Annotated in this window: 17 protein-coding genes and 2 tRNA genes; 9 read left to right on the top strand and 10 right to left on the bottom strand. The window is 64.5% G+C overall.

Going from position 1 to position 19,740, the window contains the following annotated elements:
- The first annotated feature begins 54 nt into the window (after positions 1-54).
- Positions 55-489, top strand: coding sequence for a hypothetical protein (locus tag AC1DP3_RS16850; RefSeq protein ID WP_477295288.1), 435 nt, complete (start codon positions 55-57; stop codon positions 487-489).
- Between the two features lie 101 nt (positions 490-590).
- Positions 591-1,502, top strand: coding sequence for a transposase (locus AC1DP3_RS16845; protein WP_477295287.1), 912 nt, complete (start codon positions 591-593; stop codon positions 1,500-1,502).
- Between the two features lie 67 nt (positions 1,503-1,569).
- Here the strand turns inward: AC1DP3_RS16845 and AC1DP3_RS16840 are convergent.
- The 5 genes from AC1DP3_RS16840 to AC1DP3_RS16820 all read right to left on the bottom strand — a co-directional run bounded on the left by AC1DP3_RS16840 (position 1,570) and on the right by AC1DP3_RS16820 (position 4,401).
- Positions 1,570-1,687: transfer RNA gene (locus AC1DP3_RS16840), tRNA-Ser, on the bottom strand.
- Entirely contained in the window at positions 1,643-1,816 is a 174-nt protein-coding gene (locus tag AC1DP3_RS16835; RefSeq protein ID WP_477295285.1) for a hypothetical protein, read from the bottom strand. Before AC1DP3_RS16835 ends, AC1DP3_RS16840 begins: the two co-directional genes overlap by 45 nt.
- A gap of 26 nt (positions 1,817-1,842) precedes the next feature.
- Positions 1,843-2,106 (bottom strand): LysR family transcriptional regulator, encoded by a 264-nt coding sequence (locus tag AC1DP3_RS16830; protein WP_477295283.1) that lies wholly within the window; start codon positions 2,104-2,106, stop codon positions 1,843-1,845.
- Between the two features lie 159 nt (positions 2,107-2,265).
- Positions 2,266-3,033 (bottom strand): nuclear transport factor 2 family protein, encoded by a 768-nt coding sequence (locus tag AC1DP3_RS16825; protein WP_477295281.1) that lies wholly within the window; start codon positions 3,031-3,033, stop codon positions 2,266-2,268.
- Positions 3,034-3,099: 66 nt separating this feature from the next.
- Positions 3,100-4,401, bottom strand: coding sequence for a C-glycoside deglycosidase beta subunit domain-containing protein (locus tag AC1DP3_RS16820; RefSeq protein WP_477295279.1), 1,302 nt, complete (start codon positions 4,399-4,401; stop codon positions 3,100-3,102).
- Positions 4,402-4,662: 261 nt separating this feature from the next.
- Between AC1DP3_RS16820 and AC1DP3_RS16815 the strand changes: the two genes are divergently transcribed.
- The 3 genes from AC1DP3_RS16815 to AC1DP3_RS16805 are packed head-to-tail and all read left to right on the top strand — an operon-like array spanning position 4,663 to position 8,614.
- Entirely contained in the window at positions 4,663-5,955 is a 1,293-nt protein-coding gene (locus tag AC1DP3_RS16815; RefSeq protein WP_477295277.1) for an ABC transporter substrate-binding protein, read from the top strand.
- A 32-nt stretch (positions 5,956-5,987) separates the two neighbouring features.
- The gene (locus tag AC1DP3_RS16810) at positions 5,988-7,154 is read left to right on the top strand and encodes an FAD-dependent monooxygenase (RefSeq protein ID WP_477295275.1); all 1,167 of its coding nucleotides are present in this window, start codon (positions 5,988-5,990) and stop codon (positions 7,152-7,154) included.
- The gene (locus AC1DP3_RS16805; RefSeq protein ID WP_477295274.1) at positions 7,154-8,614 is read left to right on the top strand and encodes a GH39 family glycosyl hydrolase; all 1,461 of its coding nucleotides are present in this window, start codon (positions 7,154-7,156) and stop codon (positions 8,612-8,614) included. The genes AC1DP3_RS16810 and AC1DP3_RS16805 overlap by 1 nt, the downstream gene beginning before the upstream one ends.
- A 54-nt stretch (positions 8,615-8,668) precedes the next feature.
- Here the strand turns inward: AC1DP3_RS16805 and AC1DP3_RS16800 are convergent, their stop codons facing one another.
- The 4 genes from AC1DP3_RS16800 to AC1DP3_RS16785 all read right to left on the bottom strand — a co-directional run bounded on the left by AC1DP3_RS16800 (position 8,669) and on the right by AC1DP3_RS16785 (position 11,828).
- Entirely contained in the window at positions 8,669-9,418 is a 750-nt protein-coding gene (locus AC1DP3_RS16800; protein WP_477295272.1) for a GntR family transcriptional regulator, read from the bottom strand.
- A 492-nt stretch (positions 9,419-9,910) separates the two neighbouring features.
- A tRNA-OTHER gene (locus AC1DP3_RS16795) sits at positions 9,911-9,989 on the bottom strand.
- Between the two features lie 227 nt (positions 9,990-10,216).
- Positions 10,217-10,942 (bottom strand): HIRAN domain-containing protein, encoded by a 726-nt coding sequence (locus AC1DP3_RS16790; RefSeq protein WP_477295271.1) that lies wholly within the window; start codon positions 10,940-10,942, stop codon positions 10,217-10,219.
- On the bottom strand, positions 10,923-11,828 hold the full coding sequence (locus AC1DP3_RS16785) for a HipA domain-containing protein (protein ID WP_477295270.1): 906 nt from the start codon (positions 11,826-11,828) through the stop codon (positions 10,923-10,925). Before AC1DP3_RS16785 ends, AC1DP3_RS16790 begins: the two co-directional genes overlap by 20 nt.
- A gap of 174 nt (positions 11,829-12,002) precedes the next feature.
- Here AC1DP3_RS16785 and AC1DP3_RS16780 point away from each other — a divergent pair, with 174 nt between their 5' ends.
- Genes AC1DP3_RS16780 through AC1DP3_RS16765 form a run of 4 tightly spaced genes read left to right on the top strand, consistent with a single transcriptional unit; the run spans position 12,003 to position 18,753 of the window.
- Positions 12,003-13,475 carry a DUF3375 family protein gene (locus AC1DP3_RS16780; protein WP_477295268.1) on the top strand — a complete coding sequence of 491 codons (1,473 nt, stop codon included), beginning with the start codon at positions 12,003-12,005 and terminating at the stop codon, positions 13,473-13,475.
- On the top strand, positions 13,459-14,190 hold the full coding sequence (locus AC1DP3_RS16775) for a DUF4194 domain-containing protein (protein WP_477295266.1): 732 nt from the start codon (positions 13,459-13,461) through the stop codon (positions 14,188-14,190). Before AC1DP3_RS16780 ends, AC1DP3_RS16775 begins: the two co-directional genes overlap by 17 nt.
- Positions 14,183-17,584 carry an ATP-binding protein gene (locus AC1DP3_RS16770; protein ID WP_477295264.1) on the top strand — a complete coding sequence of 1,134 codons (3,402 nt, stop codon included), beginning with the start codon at positions 14,183-14,185 and terminating at the stop codon, positions 17,582-17,584. Before AC1DP3_RS16775 ends, AC1DP3_RS16770 begins: the two co-directional genes overlap by 8 nt.
- Positions 17,581-18,753, top strand: a complete 1,173-nt coding sequence (locus tag AC1DP3_RS16765) for a Wadjet anti-phage system protein JetD domain-containing protein (protein WP_477295262.1) — start codon at positions 17,581-17,583, stop codon at positions 18,751-18,753. Before AC1DP3_RS16770 ends, AC1DP3_RS16765 begins: the two co-directional genes overlap by 4 nt.
- Before the next feature lie 203 nt (positions 18,754-18,956).
- Here the strand turns inward: AC1DP3_RS16765 and AC1DP3_RS16760 are convergent.
- Positions 18,957-19,740 (bottom strand): hypothetical protein (locus tag AC1DP3_RS16760; RefSeq protein ID WP_477295261.1); only part of this gene is annotated, 784 nt, incomplete at its 5' end.

Below are 19,740 nucleotides of genomic sequence, written 5' to 3'. Positions count from 1 at the left end.
CCCTCTTCGCCAGGCTGGTTGTGAGTCAGTTCACGGTCAGCGAGGAGGGCGGGGTTGTCGATTACTCCGGGGTTCACGACGGCGGAGATCCGCGAGCTTGTGCATGAGTATCAGTTGCAGCCGCATGGTCAGAAGGCGATCTGGCTGCGCGAGCGGGGCCTCACGTATGCGCAGCTGATCAAGTGGCGCAAGGCGGTGTTCGGCGGCAACCTCGACCGCGGCCTGGTGCCGCGGCAGGCTAGGGGAATGACGTTGCCCCCGAGACAGCGGACCGAGCTGGAGAAGCAACGCGCCACCGAGCGCGCCGCGCACCAGGCCGAGACCGAGAAGCTGCAGGCGCGGATCCGAGAGCTCGAGGAGACCAACGCCGCGCTGGGAAAAGCTATCGGGCTCTTGCACAAGGCGAGCGAGCAAGAGCCCGACGAGCCCCAGCCGAAGACCGGTCGACCCAGTTCCTCGACACCGAGAACACCCTCGTCCGAGAGTTGACCGCCGCGACCGGGTCCCAGCGACAAGCGCTGCAGATCGTCGGGTTGTCGCGGTCGACGTGGCACTACCGACACAACCCGCGGCCGCGGACCCTCAACCCGGTGCCGCAGAAGGAGCGGGCGTACCCGTCCCGGATCGGCCAGACGGACCGGGAGGCGATCGCTGAGCTGATCACCGCCGGCTGGGTCGAGGGCGTGTCGGTCGATCACGCGTTCGCCGACGCCTGGGACGCCGGGGTGATGCTCGGCTCCCGCCGGTCCTGGTGGCGGATCGCGGCGGATATCGAGGATCAGACCGTGCGGCCGGTCGCGCCGACTCGGCCTGGCAGCGCCCGGCGGCCGCGGGAGGCGCCGGTGCTGGAAGCGACCCGGCCAGGGCAGGTCTGGAGTTGGGACATCACCGACCTGCGGTCGCCGTGGCGGGGTGTCGCGTTCAAGGCGTACTCGATCATCGACATCTACTCCCGCAAACTCGTCGGCTACCGGGTCGAAGACCGTGAAGTCGACGACCTCGCCGTCGAGATGTTTCGAGACGCGATCGCCCGCGAAGGCCGGCCCGACGTCGTGCACGCCGACTCCGGCCCGGCGATGCGCTCCACCGTCCTGAAGGACTACCTCAGCGAGTTGAAGGTCACCCAGACCCACAACCGGCCGCGGGTCTCGAACGACAACCCATTCAGCGAGTCGGAGTTCCGCACCATGAAATATCGGCCGAACTACCCCGGCACCTTCACCGACCTGGAGCAGGCGAAAGCGTTCATGGACTGGTACGTGCCCTGGTACAACGCCGAGCACAAGCACTCCGGCATCGCCCTGTTCTCACCCAACGAGGTCCACGACGGCACCTGGCAGCGCGCCTGGACACGACGCGACCAGACCCAGCGGGCATACTACGAGCAGCACCCGGAGCGATTCCGACGCCCACCGAGCACCCCACTGCCCGCCAGCATCGTCGGCATCAATCTCCCCAAGCCCGACACCAAGCCACACCCCCCACGACTCCAGGCAGCTTGACAGAGCCCGAACTTTACGCAAATGAGACTCTTCACGGGGACGATAACCGACTGACCAGGGCTTTATGTGGCGGAGACGGAGGGATTTGAACCCTCGGTCCCCGTAAGGGGACTCCACCTTAGCAGGGTGAAATTGCGGCGTCACAGACGGACAAACGCCGTCAAATCGTTGAAATCACGCACTCCACACACTTCGGACTCACCCAGAATCGGCATCGTCAGGATGCTCGGGGTCACCTGGGGGTCACCTGGCACGCGTTGCGCGGCGCCGGCGGTGACGGCGGGATGTGAACGCATACTCAGTGTGATCACCACGCCTGCACTCCGTCTCGAAAGTGGCTTCACCGACACGCACGGACAGTTTCCGCACCGCGGCGTGCTGCCACGACGGCCTGAGTAGCGAATGGAAGAAGTAGCTCACCCTCAACGGTGAGCTGGAATGGTCGTCCCCGCCGCTGAATCAACTGCGCGTCCAGTTCCAGTTCAAGTCGGCGCAGTAGCTCCGAGACAGCTGGCTGGGAAATGTGCAACGCCTCGGCGGCGCGGGTGAGACTCCCCGCTTCTGCCGCCATAGCGAAGGCCGTGAGCTGCGCGAGCGAGGGCATGCGTTGCTGAGCCCTGTCAGCGGAACCAAGAGACACGGGCACCCTCAGACCTGGTCGGTGAGATTTGCAGGTTTTCGGTTTTCGGGCCGCCGCTACGCCGTGCGCGCGCGATGCGAGGAGGTCCTGGCCGATGAGGTCGTAGCTGCCGTGGTGTGGCGCTCATTCGAACGTGTCGATGAAAGTGTCATACGGCAGCGGAGGGGCGGGCTCGAGAACCTGGCGGGCCGATGGGCTGTACGGGTGGTACGCCGTAGGCACTGGTGCGTCAGCAGGCGGCATGAAGACGGGCTTCCCGTCGTCGCCGAAGTACATCAGGTCGAGGTCGAACGCGTGCTGGTTCTTCTCGCCGAAGCTGATCCAGTTCTCCTCGAACGGTGCCCGGGCCAGTTCGTAGCTGCGGAACTTCCAGATCTTCCACTCGCCGTCCTGCCTCAGGAAGTCGACGCCGTACTTGCACCACACCCAGTGCGCCCAGACCTTCTTGCCCTGGACTTCGTCGGGCGAGTACATGTCGGGGAACTCTTTGGCGATTTCGGGGTCGGTCAGGCCTGACTCTGAGCCGGCCATGATCCAAACGCCTTTGGCGGTCTGCCCGTCCTGGGCGACCTCTACGACTGGGGTGGTCGTGTAGTGCAGGATCAGCTTGCCGACAGGCTGCGGTCGATCACGGTGGTAGCGGATCACGCTCTCGTACGTGGTGTACTGGCCCGCGTTCGAGTAGCGGGCGCGGATTCCCGGAGTACCCGGCTTGACCCAGAGCGGGATGATCTGCTCGTCCTGGAACGCGTTGTGCAGGTACATGTAGCGATTGAAGAGGTTCTCGATTTCGCCGCGGTCGGCGGCGCGACGCGCTAACGCGGTGACCTCGGTGAGCTGATCGCGCAGGCTCTCGAGCTCCGCGCGAAGCTCGGTGATGGTGTCGGACATGTTCTGTCTCCTATCGGTGGGAATCGTGGACGGGCTGGATCTGGATTACGAATGGGATGCCGCGGCTCAGAGCGCGTCGGTGACCTGGCGCATGAGGGAGTGCTGACGGCGGACCTGTTCGATCGACCGCCACGGCTCGCGCTCGCCCTCGTATTMGCTGGAGAGGTAGCCCGTGTAGCCGGCATCCCTGATCGCACGGAGCACGGGCTCCCACGGGATCTGCTGGTCCTGCAGGTTCTCGTCGATGTCGTGGAACTTCGCCTGAATGAAGACCACGTGCTCGGCGACATCGGCGAAGTGCGCGGGGTCGACGGCGATGCCATCCATGAACGCGGGACGCCGGCCGGGCAGCTCGCCGGGCTTCAGCGCGATCGGCCGGTCCTGGAAGATCCCGGTGTCGATGAGGATGCCGAAGTGCTTGGTTCCGGTGCGCTTGATGAACTCGACGTACTCGTCGACGACCTCGTGCTTGATCGGGGTGGGTGAGTGGATCTCGGGGCAGATGATCACGTCGAGCTCCTCCGCGAGCGGCAGGCTCTGCTCGACGACTTCGGTCCAGATCGGATGCGGAACGAGGTCGCTCGAGACGACACCGATCTTCGGGCGCACGAACCGGAAGCCCAGCCGCTTCGCGAGGCGCAGATCGCGCTGCAGCGCCGCGGCGCCTTCCTCGACGGTCATGTCGCGGCCGTTCGCGCCGCTGGAGTGCAGTCGGGTGTCGATCCACGAGCCGTAGTTGGTGGGCTCGAGGCCGTACTTCTCGAGCAGCCGGAACCAGTCGTCCACCCACTCCTGGGTCGGGTTCGGGTAGTTCGGGATGTGCCCTTCGCCGAGGATCTCGACACCGGTCGCGCCGATGTCGGCGATCCCGGCAAGCGCCGTCTCGAGGTCGAGCACCGTGCCGTAGTCGCCCATGAAGCTGTAGAGCGAGACCCCGTACTTGAACGGTGCGCCATCTGCTTCGGGAGAGAGTGTGACGTGCTTGGTGACGTTGTAGGTCGAGGGCTGGTGCTCGACCGGGATGTACGACATCCGCAGCCGCAGCTCGATCGACACCTCGTGCACACCGTCGGGCAGTCCGCCCTCGAAGGGCACGGTGACGATCGCGGCGTCTTCGAGCGGCCAGCGCACGCCGTCACTGTCCCACAGCTCCTGGAGCGTGTAGGTCTTGCCCTGCAGCGTCCACCGCGGCACGTCCGCGGCGACATCAACGAGATCGCCGACTTTGACGGCGATGCCGTCGATGAGGGATGCCGTCATCCCCCGGTACGACGGCATCCGCACCCGGAACTGGAAGCCGGTGATCTCACCACCCTCGCGGAYGTTGCGGAAGCCGACGGACTGGATCAGGTCTCGCTCGAGAAGCATGATCTGGCGCTCTCTGGGTTAGGGGCAGCCGCCGGCGTCCTCTCGGACTTCCGCAACCGGACGTCGCATCGTCACGTCGTCCCGACTCACGGTACAGACATTTCACTGATACTTGCTGATGTTTCACATCGATACTACTTCTGACTCACATCACCACCACTAATGTGTCAATTCTGCGGATGTGTGCCACGCTAGATMGGCGGCCAGAGGTGGCCGGACCGCCAGCCGCCTGGCGACAACGAAGTCACCGAAAGGGTCAATATGTCACAGCTCATCTCTTCACGACCGCTCCGCTGGTCGCTGCTCGCGGCGCCGCTCGCGGGCGTCCTCGTCCTAGCGGGTTGCTCGGGCGGCGGTGGCGGGGACGCCACCGGCGACCCGGAGGCCGACGCGGGATTCACCCTGATGATCTCGCAGGCCAATGACGCCGAGAACTTCTACCCCGACACGGTCAAGAAGTTCACCGAGGCGACCGGCATACCAGTCGAGGTAATCCCTTACCCCGCCGATGCGTACAACACACAAGTCACAACGCAGCTGCAGGCGGGTAACGCGGCTGACATGATGATCCTTTCTCCCGGAACAGGACAGCCCATCTCGGTCGTCTCGCTCGCCGACGCCGGCTTTCTCCTGCCGCTCGGTGYCACATCGACCGACCTCATCCCGGAAGGCTCTGAGGCGCAGTACCAGGTCGACGGCGAGACCTATGCTCAGCCGACCTCGCTGACGCCCGTGGGCTTGGTCTACAACAACGCCGCGGCAGATGCCGCCGGGATTGACGAGTATCCCGCGACCTACGAGGACCTGCTCGCCGCCTGTAGCACGGCGCGGGATGCCGGGCTGAGCTTCACGGTGCTCGCCGGGGCCATCCCCCCCAATACGGGACTGATGGCGCAGATCATTTCGGCGACCCGCGTGTACGAGGAGACTCCGGACTGGAATGAGCAGCGCGCGGCGGGCGATGTCACGTTCGCCGACAGCGACGGTTGGAAGGAGACACTGGAAGACGTTGTCGAGTTGAACGACTCGGGCTGCTTCCAGGACGGCGCCGCTGGCGGCACGTTCGACAGCATCACGGCCGGCCTTGGTGGCGGCACCTCTCTTTCAGCGGCGGTGCCCGGCAATGCTGCGACCTCGATCGGCCAGGCTGCCGGCATCGAGCTCACGGTCCGCTCATTCCCGCCCGCAGAAGGTCAGACCGACTTCCTGCTCGCGTCTGCGAACTACGCGTGGGGTGTCAACGCCAAGGTCGACGAGGCCAAGCAGGAATCGATCCAGACCTTCCTCGATTGGCTCGCCACCCCCGAGGAGGCCGTCGCCTTCGCCGAGCTCGCGGGTGCGGTGCCGATCATCGGCGCGACCCCCGAAAACCTGCTCCCGCCGTACGCCCCCGTCGGCGAGCTGCTCGAGTCAGGAGCCTTCACCGGACTGCCCAACGCCGCGTGGCCGAACGCAGGTGTCTACGACGCCCTGGGCACCGGAGTGCAGGGTCTCCTGACCGGCCAGAAGACCGTCGAGCAGGTCCTGGAAGACATGGATGCCGCATGGGGCTGACGCCCCGTGTGGATGACGTTGCGGAGACCGGCGTGAGCAGACGGAGCTACAAGATCCTGATTGTTGGCGCCGGTCTCGGCGGCCTGTGCGCAGCATCCGCGCTGGCACAGGTCGGGGCGCAGGTCGATGTCATCGAGATCAAGTCCGAGACCACGGTGCCCGGGGTGGGCTTCGGCTTGCGCACGAATGCGCTTCGCGCCCTGCGCGAGATCGGTCTCTACGACCAGGCCCTTGCGATCGGGTTCGGCTCGCCGACTCTGACCTACTACGACCGGCACGGAGATCATGTCGTCGAGCTGCCGTTCGGACGACAGGTCGACGGGATGCCCAACAACGTCCTGTTGCCTCGACTCGGCTTCCTCGAGATCGCCACGACACGCGCGCTCGCACTGGGCTGCACCCTCCGAATGTCGACGACGATCACCMACCTGGAGCAAGACGCCGACGGGGTGTCCGTGACGTTCAACGACGGGACGTCGGGGCGGTACGACGTGGTGATCGGATAYGACGGCATCAAGTCTCAGATACGGCGGGAGTTCTTTGGGCCGCAGTACGACGCGGTCCCCAGTGGCGGCGTGGCGTGGCGGGTCGCACTGCCCGCTCCGGAAGGCCTGAAGTCTGCGATCTTCTGCCAAGGCTTCGGCGGAAAGGTCGCCTTCGCGCCGCTCGCCGGCGGCATGATGTACATGCTGGTCACCCATTTCCAAACGGGTCGGCCGCGGTACGACCCCGCCGAGTTCGCCCAGATCATGTACGAACGCGCCCGCGCGATCATGGGCGACTCAGACTTCATGTCCGAGTCCATCGAGCAGGTGCGAACCTCCGATACCGTGGCGTACACCCTGCTGGACACGGTGATGGTCCCCTATCCCTGGTTCCGGGGCCGCGTCATGATCATGGGCGACGCCGCGCATTCCATGACCCCCTATCTAGGTTCGGGGGCAGCGATGGCGGTCGAGGATGGGGTCGTCTTCGCGCAGCTTCTAGACTCCGACGACACTCTGTACGACGTGCAGCAGAAGTTCATGGCCAGACGGTATCCCCGCGTGAAGACCGTCTGGGATCTGTCGCTCTCGCTGATGCACGAGGAGTTCGACTCGGCCACGCCGGAAGCGCTCGAGCGTCGTCTGGCTTACCTCGTGAATGAGGAGCCCGCCGCGAACGACTACGTCCACCGGGTTCTGGAGACCGAGTACTGATGGCTGACACGGCATTGGCGAAGCTGTTCGTCGACGCGAGCGCGCCGGTCGGCGCGATGCGAACCCTCCAGGGCGCCGCTGGCATGCCCGGACCGGCCCGCGGCGCCGAGCAGATCCCCGACGTCTCAGGTGTCTGGGAATCCGCGCAGGTTAAGCTCGTCCGGACATACGACTGGGTGTCCCGGCTCGACACCCTCGACAACCCGGACAGCCTCTTTCCGAAGTGGTCCGCGGATCCCCACGATCCCGACAGCTACAACTTCGACGCCACCGATTCCTGGATCAGGCAGGTCCAGGCCATCGGCGCAGACATCCTCTTCACGATCGCGAGCGCAGTTCCCTCCAACAAGCGACCCGCGAAAGATTTGGTTGCATACGAGCAGGTCGTGGAGAACATCGTCAGACACTACGAGGACGGCTGGGGAGGCGGCGGGTTCTCCCACGCGGTAACGCGGTGGGAGTTCGGAGACCAGCCCGACTTCGGCACATTGCACTTCGACGGAACGCCGGACGACTTCTACGAGATGTACGCCGCCGCAGCACGAGCCGTAAAACGTGTCAGCCCGCAGCTGCAGTTCGGCGGACCATGTCCGGCGTTCGCGCTGAACGAGGGTCCCTACCGTGAGGGGTTCCTCGACTTCGTCACGCGAAACAGGCTGCCCCTCGACTTCTTCACATGGATGTGGTTCACCGACGACTCTCGCGACCCGCTCGACTTTCGGACCGTGGCAACGCACCTTCGCGGCATCTTGGACGCCCACGGTTTCGAGACCACAGAGCTCCTGCTGGCCTACTGGAACATGACCGGCATTCCGAACGCGAAATTCACCGATGCGGACGCCGCGGCCTTCCAGGCGACCGCGGCCGTCTACATGCAAGACTCTCCGATCGACCAAGCGATTCTGTTTCGCGTCGACACCGGAACCGACCTGCACTACAAGATCCTCGACCCCGCCGGCATCTTCGATGCCAACGGCAGCGAGAACGCCAGGACGGCCAGCTATCGACTCGTCGGACAAACGCTGGCCGCCCGGGAGCGCCTTGGTGTCCAGGGAGGAGATGACAACGGTTTCGCTGTCCTGGCCGGACGCACTGGCGCCGACGGCATAGTCCGGATCCTCATCGCGAACTACGCGATTCCCGATGCCTATCTGGCGCCGCGCGACCGTGACGTTTTCGAGTTTCAGGTGCCGATCGATTCCATCAGGGCGGACATGTCATTTACCGTTCCCGCCAGACGGACTCATGCCAAGAGCGCCCGACTTGCGGGCTACTCTCTCGAAGTCAACAACCTTCCCTGGAGCACCGGCACTCACGAACTCGTGCGTCATCGAGTCGATGACACGCACCACGGTGAGATCGTCGGCACCAGCACAGGTCGCGGGGGAACAGCGACAGTTCACAGTGGGTTGGCGGCACCAGCAATTGAACTGATCGAGATTCGGCCGGTCCGCCAATAGCGGCTCCGCGGACTTCGACATGCTTCTGCCGCCACGATGCAGCGGGCCAGCCGCCTACCGGCCGGACAAGGCCCGGCGAGGGGCGGGTTCGGTTGGAGGGGTGAGCCGGACGGCGATGACCTCGCTATCCATCACTGACGGCCATCCCGAAACAATGTCCTGCACCCGCTTATGTATCCGCTTGATGTTCTGTCGAGCGGACCGAGCTGCCGCCACACCGTCCCTCTGCTCAACGATGTCCCTCAGCCAGCTCGCCGAGAGATCGAGGGCATCAGGGTCGGCAAGAAGAATCAAAGACCACACCCGAGCCATCTCGCCGCTCAGGCGAAAAAAGAACGTCGCGAGGTGGCTGTTGCCTGCCGCCGCAGCGAAGATCCCGAAAATCTCGTCCAACGCGCGCACAAGTTTCAGCGCGGTTTCACGGTCCACGCCTTCGGCACCCACTGCTTCTATATCGGCGACTCCGAGCGTGATCTCTTGGATCTGACTCTTCGTGGCTCTTTCCACACCCCGGCTCAGGATCTCCGGCCCGATGATGCCCCACACCTCGAAAAGCTCGTCTATGGATCGGAGGGATATCGGCGTCACTTGATAGCCCTTACGGGGCAGGGTTCGAACAAGCCCTTCGTGGTCGAGCCGCGTCAAGGCATCACGCACCGGAGAGATGCTGAGTCCGATCTCGGCTGCCAGTTGCTTCTCCGTCACCCTTGCACCGGGTTCGAGACGGCAATAGACAATGTCCGCGCGCAGTCGCAAGTACGCCAAGTCACTTAATGAGACGCGTGGCAGCTCGCCATCAGACATTTCAGTGTGCTCCAGTGCTATCTCAGGGGTCCATCGTCACCTTACCTTCGTCGCGCCGTTTCACAGGCACATGCGCTGTCGCCTGACGCGGGCGGGCTCGATGTCGGGCGGGTCGTCTATTCGCCCGTAGGTGCCGAGCTTGCGGATCGCWTCATGGCACCAACTCGATGCGACCGCATGTCCCACCCGATGCGGCGCCCCGACGCAGTGCGTCAGCAAACGCAGGTTGAGCACCGCACAAGTCGCCCAAGGGACACCACCTATGCGGGGTGGTGCACCCCAAGCGCTTCAGTCGGCCCCACTTCCCCGGAATCACGCGGATGCACGCGCCATCTGTGCCTGGGGCAAGGGTGACGTTGCCCCGCAAGTGACCCCCAGGTGACCCCGSCGGGGTCACCTGGGGGTCACTTGAACGCGCAAATAGCCAGCGCGGACGAGAATACTCCGCCCGGCATCTGCGGAGTAAATCACTTCTCATCAGGGATTTTGTTGCGGAGACGGAGGGATTTGAACCCTCGGTCCCCGTAAGGGGACTCCACCTTAGCAGGGTAGATTCAGCGATCCACGCCCCGTGGGGCGGGATGACCCTCCTTCCGCGGAATCACGCGGATTGCACGGTCCACCAGGAGATTACTGCACCCCTGCGGGTCGCACTCCACGCACTCTATGCACTTCAGAATCGCCGGGCTCGGCATCAGCGGGATGCTCGGGGACCCCTGGGGGACCCCTGGCGCGAACCCGGCAAGAGACTCCTTTGGGTCCACTGCGAGCGGGCCAAAGGGCTCCTGCCGCCGCGAATCATGGACGGTCGGCGGTGAGCCGGCACAGAACGCGGGTGTGCGCGGGCGCGTCAAGGTTCACCCGTTCTGCGGTCAAGGCGAGCGACCAACCGTCGGCGAGGAGGTCAGTCACTTCACCGCAAAGCCAGTCCGGTACCCAGCCGAGCTGAACGCCAGTCTCCACGTCGACGATGACAGCCTTGGGGTTCTTGAGGTTGTCCGGCTGCCTGCGCAGTTCGAGACGATCGCCTGGTCGAACCCTTGCGAGAGCCATGTCGGGGTCGTCGACATGGCGGATGCCGGAGACAAAGAACCGACTGGCGAACTCTCTGTCTCCCTTCCGTGGCCGATCGACAATGTGGAAGGTGTCGGTAGCTCTTCCCCCACCAGTTCGCGCGAGGACTTCCAGTGGGACCTCTGACGCGTCGAGCCCATCGAGGCCGAGCYAGTGGAGGTAGCGGTCGTAGGAGGGTCGGTCGACAGTCATGATTCGGTTGGCGAAAAACACCGGAAGCGAATCGCTCACGTACGTGCGACCAAGGTCGGGATACTCGTCGAGCGCAAAGAATCCTTCGTTGCTGCGTGCAGCATCCGAGTACTGAAAGACGTATCGCCCATCCAGCAAATGACTCAACTCCGCGATAGGGACAAATCGCCGGTCCGCGGGGTCTTGCCAGACGACCAACAGGCTGCGCTCGACGTCGGACCGCTGCTGGTCCGGCAAGCTAAGCGCCCGGGTAGTCATGGAGGAGCCTCTCTCGATTGGCGTTCAAGATGTCTAGGGCGAATGTATGAGCAGGGTCTGACATTATCTCGCGGGGTACTGATTGCACGATATCGGCCATCGCTGCCGGCTCAAGCGCACTCAGCTGGGTGTTCCAGTAATCGCGGGCGACCTCAGACGCGCACCGAAGGGCCTGGTGCGCCAAGTCAACGAGCGGCGGCCGTCCCGCAAAGTGATGACTACGCCCTCGCGCCAGCCAGGTCGCGGCTTGCTGAGGCTCGGCGATCAGAGCCAGCACATGCTCTGGCCGCTCCTGAAACCCGAGCGCATTGCCGTGGTCATATGAGGGAGCCAGCGACCTCGCTTCGCGGCTGCTGAGGACGCCCCAGTTCTCGTGGTGACGGTCCCTGCCAGCGACCCATGCGTCGAGTACTAGGTATCCGGCCCAGACATCGAAGCCGTCCATCGACTTAGGGCCAATGAACTCGACTGGGGCGCTGACGTCCTCGAGCGCCGACTGCACCGCACCCACGGTATACCGAGGGTTGTTCCGGCCACTGGTCGGGTCATAGTCAGCATCAAACTCGGCAAGGAGACTGTTTCCGTGCACGAGCCTCGATACCTCGACTGAGTCGATCACAGACCGCGAAACGATGCCTCGGCGGCCACCGCATGCGGCCGGAAGGACCGTCGCCGTCGGCACGCCGAGCGCCTCTCCCAGGTGATGAACGAGCCACTCCGCCCAGTCCTCCCCAAGCGTGCGACCCTCCCGCACCCGAGCAAACTTGAAAAGCCACGGCCGATCGTCATCGGGATTGGAAACCCAGAACTTCTGCTTCGTGCCAAGCGGCTCGTCGGCGAACTCATCGTCGCTGACGATCTCGACGGAGGACCATTCCAGGGGCACGTCGCGAGTGTACCCACGCGGGCCTAGCCCGCTGGGGGCATGGTCCCCGTCGTCACGGTCGGTCTCTGGTACAGAATGCTCACGGATGCCGCTGCGCGGGAGTTCACGCATGAATGTCTGACGCGTTGTGCATGATTGCGGTCAGGCGCGCGTGCGCAACGTGGGGAGGTTCGAGTGAGCAGCATCGTCGGCGAGCACGCGCGGGTAAGTGACGCTTTCAAAGAACCCACCCTCTCACTGCTCCGAGGATCTCTCGCTCCGGCAAACGTCGCGATCCTCCGGCAGACCTTTCCCCAGGACCAGCGGACGCAGYCATCGGCCCGCCTCCACCACCTCGTCGATTCACTGCTCGCGGAACTCCGCGAACGCGGGATCCCGGACGTTCCTGACGGGAGCGGCCGGGACGTGTGCATGCTGTGGGTCCGTCGGAGCTGGCTCACCCGCGACGTCGACGGCACCTCCTACACGCTCACGTCCCACGCCATGCAGGCGCTACGTCTCGTGCAAGACATGACACGGGAACGCGTGAACCTCTCCGAGCACCGGATCAAGAACATCGTCGACACCGCAAACCGGCTGTCGGTCACCGCGAACCCCGATGTCGAGGTACGCAAAGCGTTGCTGCGCGAACAGATCGAAGCGCAGCAGGCCGAGCTGGCCCGTCTGGACGCTGGCGGCGAGCTCGAACCGGTGTCCGCGGACTACATCATCGAAGGCCTTGTGGAGTTGCAGGACCTCGTGTCTGGACTGCCGATCGAGTTCGCGAGGGTGGGCGAGGTCGTCAAAGCCCTCCAAGAGCAGCTGCGCGCCGACTTCCGCGCTGACACAAGGCAGGCAGGTGAGATCGTCGCGGACTTCCTCGTCCGTGCCGACGACCTGACGACGGCGACGCCGGAGGGTCGTGCGTTCGAAGGTGCGTTCAACCTTCTCGACGATGACGCCCTCATAGATCAGCTCCGCACGGACATCGCCTCGCTCGTCGAGCATCCGGACATCGCAATTGTGTTGAACCCGGCTGAGAAGCAGTCGATGCTCGGGATCATCCGGATCGTTCGGGACGGTGCCCGCGAGACGATKGCGAAGATCGTTGACACGGTTGAGACGTTGAACACCTTCATCAGGTCTCGAAACGTCGCTGAGGACCGTGAGCTGGACCGTCTGCTTCTGCAGCTGGAGGACGCTCTCGGTACGTGGATGCAGGGCGCGAGCCCCCGTGCTGTGGTGGATGCCGCTCACCTTCCGGATGGCGTCGAGTTCTTCTACCTGCGGGAGAAGTTCTATGACCCGGCGACCGACGTCCCCCTCGACCCCCTCGACGACGACGAGGTGGAGCGGCCCGACATGATGAGCCTCGAAGAGCTCCGCCGACACGGCGGCCCGCATCTGGACGTGCTGCGTGAGGCGCTGGACGCTGCCGGCGATGGGGATTGGACGGTCGCGTCCCACGTGTTCCCGAACCTGCCCGACGATGCTCGCCGACCCGTCGACGCGCTCGGCGTACTTCACCTGGTTGCGGACCGAGATGACCTGGAGCGGACCGGCACCGAACGGTACGTGACAAGGCGCCCCGACGGTAGCGAGCGTGTACTCGTGATGCCGGGCGTCACCCMGACGTCGAACAGGACCGAGCATGACCATGAGCGCTGACTTCGGCGAGGTGGAAGACCTCGTCATCGAGGTTGAGGACATCGCGATCGCCGAGGACCTCACTGACCACACCCCGGAGCACCTCCGGGTAGGGGAGGAACCGGATGACGAGCGGCTGTCCCCCGTCGAGTTCGACGGGGATTCCGGCACACTCCACCCGGACGCGCGCGCAGCGCTTGTCGCGCTGCTGAACAATCGGTTCATCACGGCAGCCGAAGACGCGAAGGTGTGGAAGGGCCTCACCGCCCATCGTGCGGATATCCGATCGCGGTTGAACGACATGTACCTCGACCTCGAGTACGACGCCCGGTACGAGGTGGCCTTCAAGGTGCAGGTGMGTAACGTCGACTCCACCCGCACATTCCCGCCGCTGCTCAGGGCGATGACGTGGACCCGTGAGCAGACGGTCGTGCTCGTCCACGTGCGTGCCGCGCATCGGAACCAGACGGTCGCCGGCGCCGCACGGGCACTCGTATCCGCCTCCGACATTCAGGCGTTCGCACTGTCCGTGCGCCCGTCGACGGCCACTGACCTTCACATGGACGCGGGCCGTGTCAGTCGGGCAATCGATGCGGTCGCGGCGACCGGGCTGCTTGAGAAGACAAAGGAGGAGGGCGTGTACGTCATCTCCCCTGTCATCGAGCGGTTGATGTCGGTCAGCAAGCTCCGCGAACTGCTCACGTTCCTGACTTCCGAGGAAACCAGCGATGACTGACTTGACCATGATTTCGGCCACCACTCGTCCGCTGATCCCAGACACACACTGGCGCATCGAGACGATCCAGCTCATCAACTGGGGTGGGTTTCATCAGCGGCCCACGACATTCACCTTCCACCCGGATGCGACCATCGTCACCGGCGCGTCTGGTGTCGGAAAGTCCACCGTCCTCGATGCTTACCTGGCACTGGTAATGCCCTCCGACGTCGCGTTCAACGGCGCGTCGAACGTTGCTGCCGGGGGCCGGGCTCGAAGCGCCGAGCAGCGCAGCCTCCGCACCTATCTGCAGGGGAAGACCGACGACACCGTCGATGACGGTGTCACCGTCGACAAGAGCCTTCGCGGGAATGGCAAGCCAACGTGGGGCGCGGTCGCGGCCACGTTCATCGCAGACACCGGCAACCGGTTCACCGCGATCCGCGCCTACTTCGTGCCGGCGTCCGCGTCCCGTGACGGTGACATCCTCAAGCGGATGATGACGATTCCCGGAACCTTCGGCGTCGGCGACCTGCACGAGTTCGCGCGGATCGGTTCCGAGTCCTACCCGGCGAAGGCGATGAAAACCCGGTGGCCGGAGCTGCGCGTTTACGGGTCCTACGACGAGTTCTCCCAGTCGCTGTTCTCCCGCCTGGGCATCGGCCAGGGCGGCGATGGGGCGAAAGCACTCGCACTGCTCGCGCGCATTCAGGCAGGCACGATGGAGCGGACCGTCGACGACCTATACAAGAAGCTCGTCATCGAAATGCCGGAGACGTTCAACGTCGCCGACGAAGCGATCGCGACATTCGACGAGCTGGACGAGATGTACCGCAAGATGGAGGTCTCCCAGCAGCAAGCGGACCTGCTAGAGCCGATCGTCGAGCTCCACGAACAGATGCGCACCGCGCAGCGGGACATCGCTCAGGCTCGTGCTCTGGGCTCCATCGACGCGAACAACACTCCCGCGGGCCTTTGGCGGATGCGCACCCACGTGCAGATCCTCGACAGCGAGGCGGAGCGACTGCTCGAGCGGATCGCGACGACCGACGAACAACTGCGGACAGCAAGAGCGTTGACCCGCACCAACGAAGAGGCGTTGGACGCGGCGAAAGCCGCATACGCCGCCGGTGGAGGTGACCGCGACAAGCAGTTGACGGCGGAGATCGCCACCCACGACGCGGAAGCCGAGAACCGACGCCGCACCCGGCTTCGCCTGGACGAGGCGCTGGCTGTCCTCGAACGCGCGGTCGACACCGAACAGGACTTCCTTCGCCTGCAGACTGATGCGCGCGCATTCCCCGCCCTCGTCCAGGAGCAGGAGAAACAGCTTCTCGCCGACCGCGACCGGATGCTCGCCGCCGAAGTCCCCTTGGGCGACGCGAAGAAGCGCATCCGTGGAGAGCTGAACTCCCTCGAGGGGCGCACCAGCCGCGTCGACCGGCAGATGATCGAACGACGCGAACTCGTCTCGCAGGCCTCGGGCATCCCCGCCGCTGACCTCCCGTATGTCGCCGAACTCATCGACATCGCCGACGGAGAGGAAGGCTGGAGGCATGCTGTGGAGACTGTGCTGTCGTTCAGCTCGCGACAGATGCTCGTCCCCGCCGAACTCCACGACCACTTCTCCGAGTCGATCGAGCATCTACACCTGAGCCCCCGCCTCCACTTCGAAGGGGTGGTTCGCGGCAACAGGGCGCGGACGAGTCTGTTGGACCCTGAGAAGGTCGCGGGGAAGCTCAAGTACAAGGACTCCCCCTACCAGGGCTGGGTCATCGACCACATTTCTGAGCCCGCCCGGAACGCCCTCTGTGTCTCCACACCCAGACAGCTGGGCGGCGGGGGCCTGCGGGTCACTCCGACAGGACAGACCCGCCGCGGCTCCCACGGCGCGCACGGCGTGGACAACCGTCGCGCGGTCATCGGGTTCGACAACGCTGACCTCCGTCTTCAGTTCGAGYGCGAGGAGGAGGAGATTGATGACGCTCTAGCCGCGTCGATGGATGCCCGCGCCGAGATTGAGAAGCAGTTCAATGTGCTCCGGGCGCGCGGCATCGCGTTCGAGAAGACCCTGATCTTCGGTTGGTCGGACGTCGACGTGCAAACGCCCGTGAGCCTCGCCGCTGCGTTGCGCAAGCAGCGGGCAGAACTGCTGGCCACGGACGGTGCGCTCGCGACGCTGAAGAATCAGATGGAGGATCTGGCCGAAGCGACCCGTAACGCTCGGAGCAACGAGCACGAGCTTGCGAAGGACCGGAAGGACCTCGGGAAGGCGCACGAGAAGAATGTCGACGATGTCGACGAAGTCAAGACCGCATTGTGGGCACTCGAAGATGACATGTCTGTCACGCTCGACGATTCTCTGGTCGCGAAGCTCGACGCTGCATGGACACGCGTGCTGGCAGGCGAGGCGGCAAGCAGTCAGACGTGGAAGCCGAACCTGAAGCGTCTGGGCGAATATCTTGGAGACGAGGTTGCTCGTGCGGCGTCGGCGGAGCAGTCCGCCGTGACACAGATTGAGCGGACGTTCCACAACTTCCAGAGCCAGTGGAACGACCCGACCCGCGGCGCGACCATCTCCGCCTACCGTGATTACCTGGCGATTCTCGAAGAGATCACAACCGCCGGCATCCACACGCAACGCGTGCAGTGGCGGCGCAGCGCGCTGCAGTGGTCTGGGAAGAGCCTGCGGCTGCTGGGAAGCGCGATGAGCGCCGCAGTCGACGAGATCGGTTCGCGGCTCGACTCGGTCAACGCGATCCTCGAGCACCTTCCGTTCGGCCCCAAGGACGKGCGCCTGACTATCGAGATGCGCAGGCTCGCGCCGCAGACGGTCACTACCTTCCGCCGCGAACTGGAGACCTTCCGCAAGCTGGCGACGAAGGACACGTCCGACGATGAACTGGTCGCTCGGTTCGCCCAGATGCGAGCCTTCATTGCGCGCATCCGCAAGCGGGACGACCCAGCCCTTTCGCCGGAACAGCGAGCGATCGTCGCCCGTGAGGAAATCCTCGACGTCCGTCGGCATGTGGAGATTACGGCCCGCGAGCTCACACGCGACGGGGAACCCACCGCCGAGTACTCATCGCTCGCCGGCAAGAGCGGCGGCGAGATGCAAGAACTCGTTGCATTCATTGTCGGCGCCGCCCTCCGCTTCCAGCTCGGCGACGAGCTCGGCCAGCTCCCCAGGTTCGCCCCGGTGTTCCTGGACGAAGGGTTCATCAAGGCCGACTCCGAGTACGCGGGACGAGCGGTGGAAGCGTGGAAGGGTCTCGGGTTCCAGCTGATCATCGGCGCACCGCTCGACAAGTACACCGGGCTCGAACGTCACGTCGCTCAGACCATCCTCATCTCGAAGAACAGGACCACCGGGCACTCGTTCGTCGACCACGTCTCGCACGTGGAGACGGTGTGAAATCTGTCGCCGCGGTCGAGTCCCGCATTCGCCAGCACGTCACCGACCGGTGGGCTGACGAGGTCGCGGCGGAATCGACCGGGGGGCCAGGCTGGTGGCCGCGCCGATACGTGCTTGGTCGCCCCGACGCCAGGTCCGTCGAGTACCGGTACGGAGAGCTCATCGACCTGGTCGACGAGTGGMGGGCGTGGGCTTCAGTACACGGTGCCGCAGTCGTCGAGAGCAACATTCGCGTCGATGGGGTCGTCTACCCGGTCCTCTCCCACGTCCTCGTCGCGAGCCTGGATATCGCAGCGCGAGTCGCAGGGGAAGCGTGGGCGGAAAGGCTTCGGCGGGCGCGGGGATATGCCGCGTTCCTGTGGTCGCGCTTCCCGCAGCGAAGCGACGTCCTCGGAAAGGTCGTCGCGACGATAGCGGATTGGGAGCCCCTAGATGTCGAACTGCTCGCGCAAGCGGCGGGCTGGTTCGAGAAGAACCCAGTCTCCGGGCTGAGTCCCCGCGAGGTGCCATTGGAAGGGTTCCACACGAAGTGGCTCGAGCCGCGGCGAAGCGTAGTCGCACGCCTCGCCGGCCTCGACGCCCTGGGACTCTTACCTCCGCATCCCTCCCGGATTCACTTCACATACCTCGACCCACAGCACGCAAGAACGGGCGGCCGCAAACACGACTCAGCAACTGTCGGCGACACATTCGTTCCGGCCTACTCACCGGATGTCGTCATCATCTGCGAGAACAAGGACACCGCCATCCACTTCCCGGAGACGTCGAACGCGATCGCCATCGAAGGAGAGGGATCCGGTGCCACCGCATTCGCCACATTCGACTGGCTCCGCGACGCACCCCTCGTCGTGTACTGGGGCGACATGGACACAGATGGTCTCCGCATCCTGGCGCAGTTCCGGGCTGCCGGCATCCCCGCGCGATCGCTGTTCATGGACGTTGCCGCCTACGAACGATGGAAAGCATTCGGAACGAACACCGACAGGYGGGGAAACCCGCTCTCATCGGACAAAAGAATCGCGCCTGCGCATCTCGAAGACCATGAGTGCGCACTCTATGAGCTACTCAACCATCCGGCGGCGAGGGGGTACCGGCGCGTAGAGCAGGAAAGGATCCCACTGACAGAAGCGCACGCTGCGGTTCGTTGGATGCGAACGACGACATCATGACAACTTTTCCTGTCATCATCAAGCTGCTCGATCAGTCGGGCATTCTCCCCCGGCCAAACATGGCTCCACCGCGGCTCGTTGCGAGGTCATGATGGAGTCTGGAGTCGTTTGCCGCTCGCGTCGGCGACTCTCAAGACTGAACAGTACGGGCGCGGTGGCTACTCGACGTCGTCGACATGTGCCACCCGACCGGATACGGGGCCTCAGACTCGGTCCCTTCCGTCCACCATGACGTCGGCCTGCGGAAGCCGCCCGTATTCCTCCATCCACTCGCCGCCGGGTTTAGCAGCAGTAGGAACATCGTCAGGGAATCGCGCGGACACGGATTGGTTGAGGCTGGTCTGCCTACGCCGCTCGGACAGTTGGCCCAATCGTTCTTGAACTCGCGGCGTCAAAGCGTCCTGGGCGAGGACCACTTCGCGCAATAGACAACTATCCTTGTCACGCCGAAACCACTTCTCTGTGCCGTCTGCGTGGAGCACCAACCACAGCTCGGCTTTGCGCATGTCCGGCACCCGGGGCGCGACCTTGGCCAGCCGTAGGCGCTGCCACGCGTCGCGCCATCGGAGGAATACCGCCTCACCGGGCCCCTCCGGGAGGGATGCCGTGATCCTCGCCAAGCCCTTGTCAGTGAGTCCGCGCTTCCGCAGGCCAGGCTCGCCTGCGAGAGCGAAGGCAGTTCGAGGGAACTTCTTGAGCACAGCGGGTTGAGCCAGCCGATCGCAGATGAATCGCACGAGCCCATTCACCGCTTCCCATGAACTCCAAGCCTCAACGGATGTCGGTGAATACCCGGAGTGGACCACCCGATTGCGGAGAGCAGCGGTGTCCTGGGCCCAGATGCCGGCCGAGGTGCGCTTCCTGAGATCCCAGTTCGCGCCAAGCCGAGAGGGCAGTTCTCGCTTGACCCGAGCCACTACGCCGTCCTCGCCGCGCCAGTCGTCCGCGGCCCTTTCTGGAGTCACCGCATCCTCCCATTGAAGATGG

The sequence above is a fragment of the Microbacterium sp. P5_B6 genome, from assembly GCF_056400345.1.
The sequence above is the reverse complement of the archived record's forward strand: the minus strand, read 5'-3'. Positions and strand labels throughout refer to the sequence as shown.

Bases quoted from the DNA above. Each gene is read 5' to 3' on its own strand.
- AC1DP3_RS16830 (WP_477295283.1), bottom strand. From the start codon at position 2,106: ATGCCCTCGCTCGCGCAGCTCACGGCCTTCGCTATGGCGGCAGAAGCG.
- AC1DP3_RS16825 (WP_477295281.1), bottom strand. From the start codon at position 3,033: ATGTCCGACACCATCACCGAGCTTCGCGCGGAGCTCGAGAGCCTGCGC.
- AC1DP3_RS16805 (WP_477295274.1), top strand. From the start codon at position 7,154: ATGGCTGACACGGCATTGGCGAAGCTGTTCGTCGACGCGAGCGCGCCG.
- AC1DP3_RS16800 (WP_477295272.1), bottom strand. From the start codon at position 9,418: ATGTCTGATGGCGAGCTGCCACGCGTCTCATTAAGTGACTTGGCGTAC.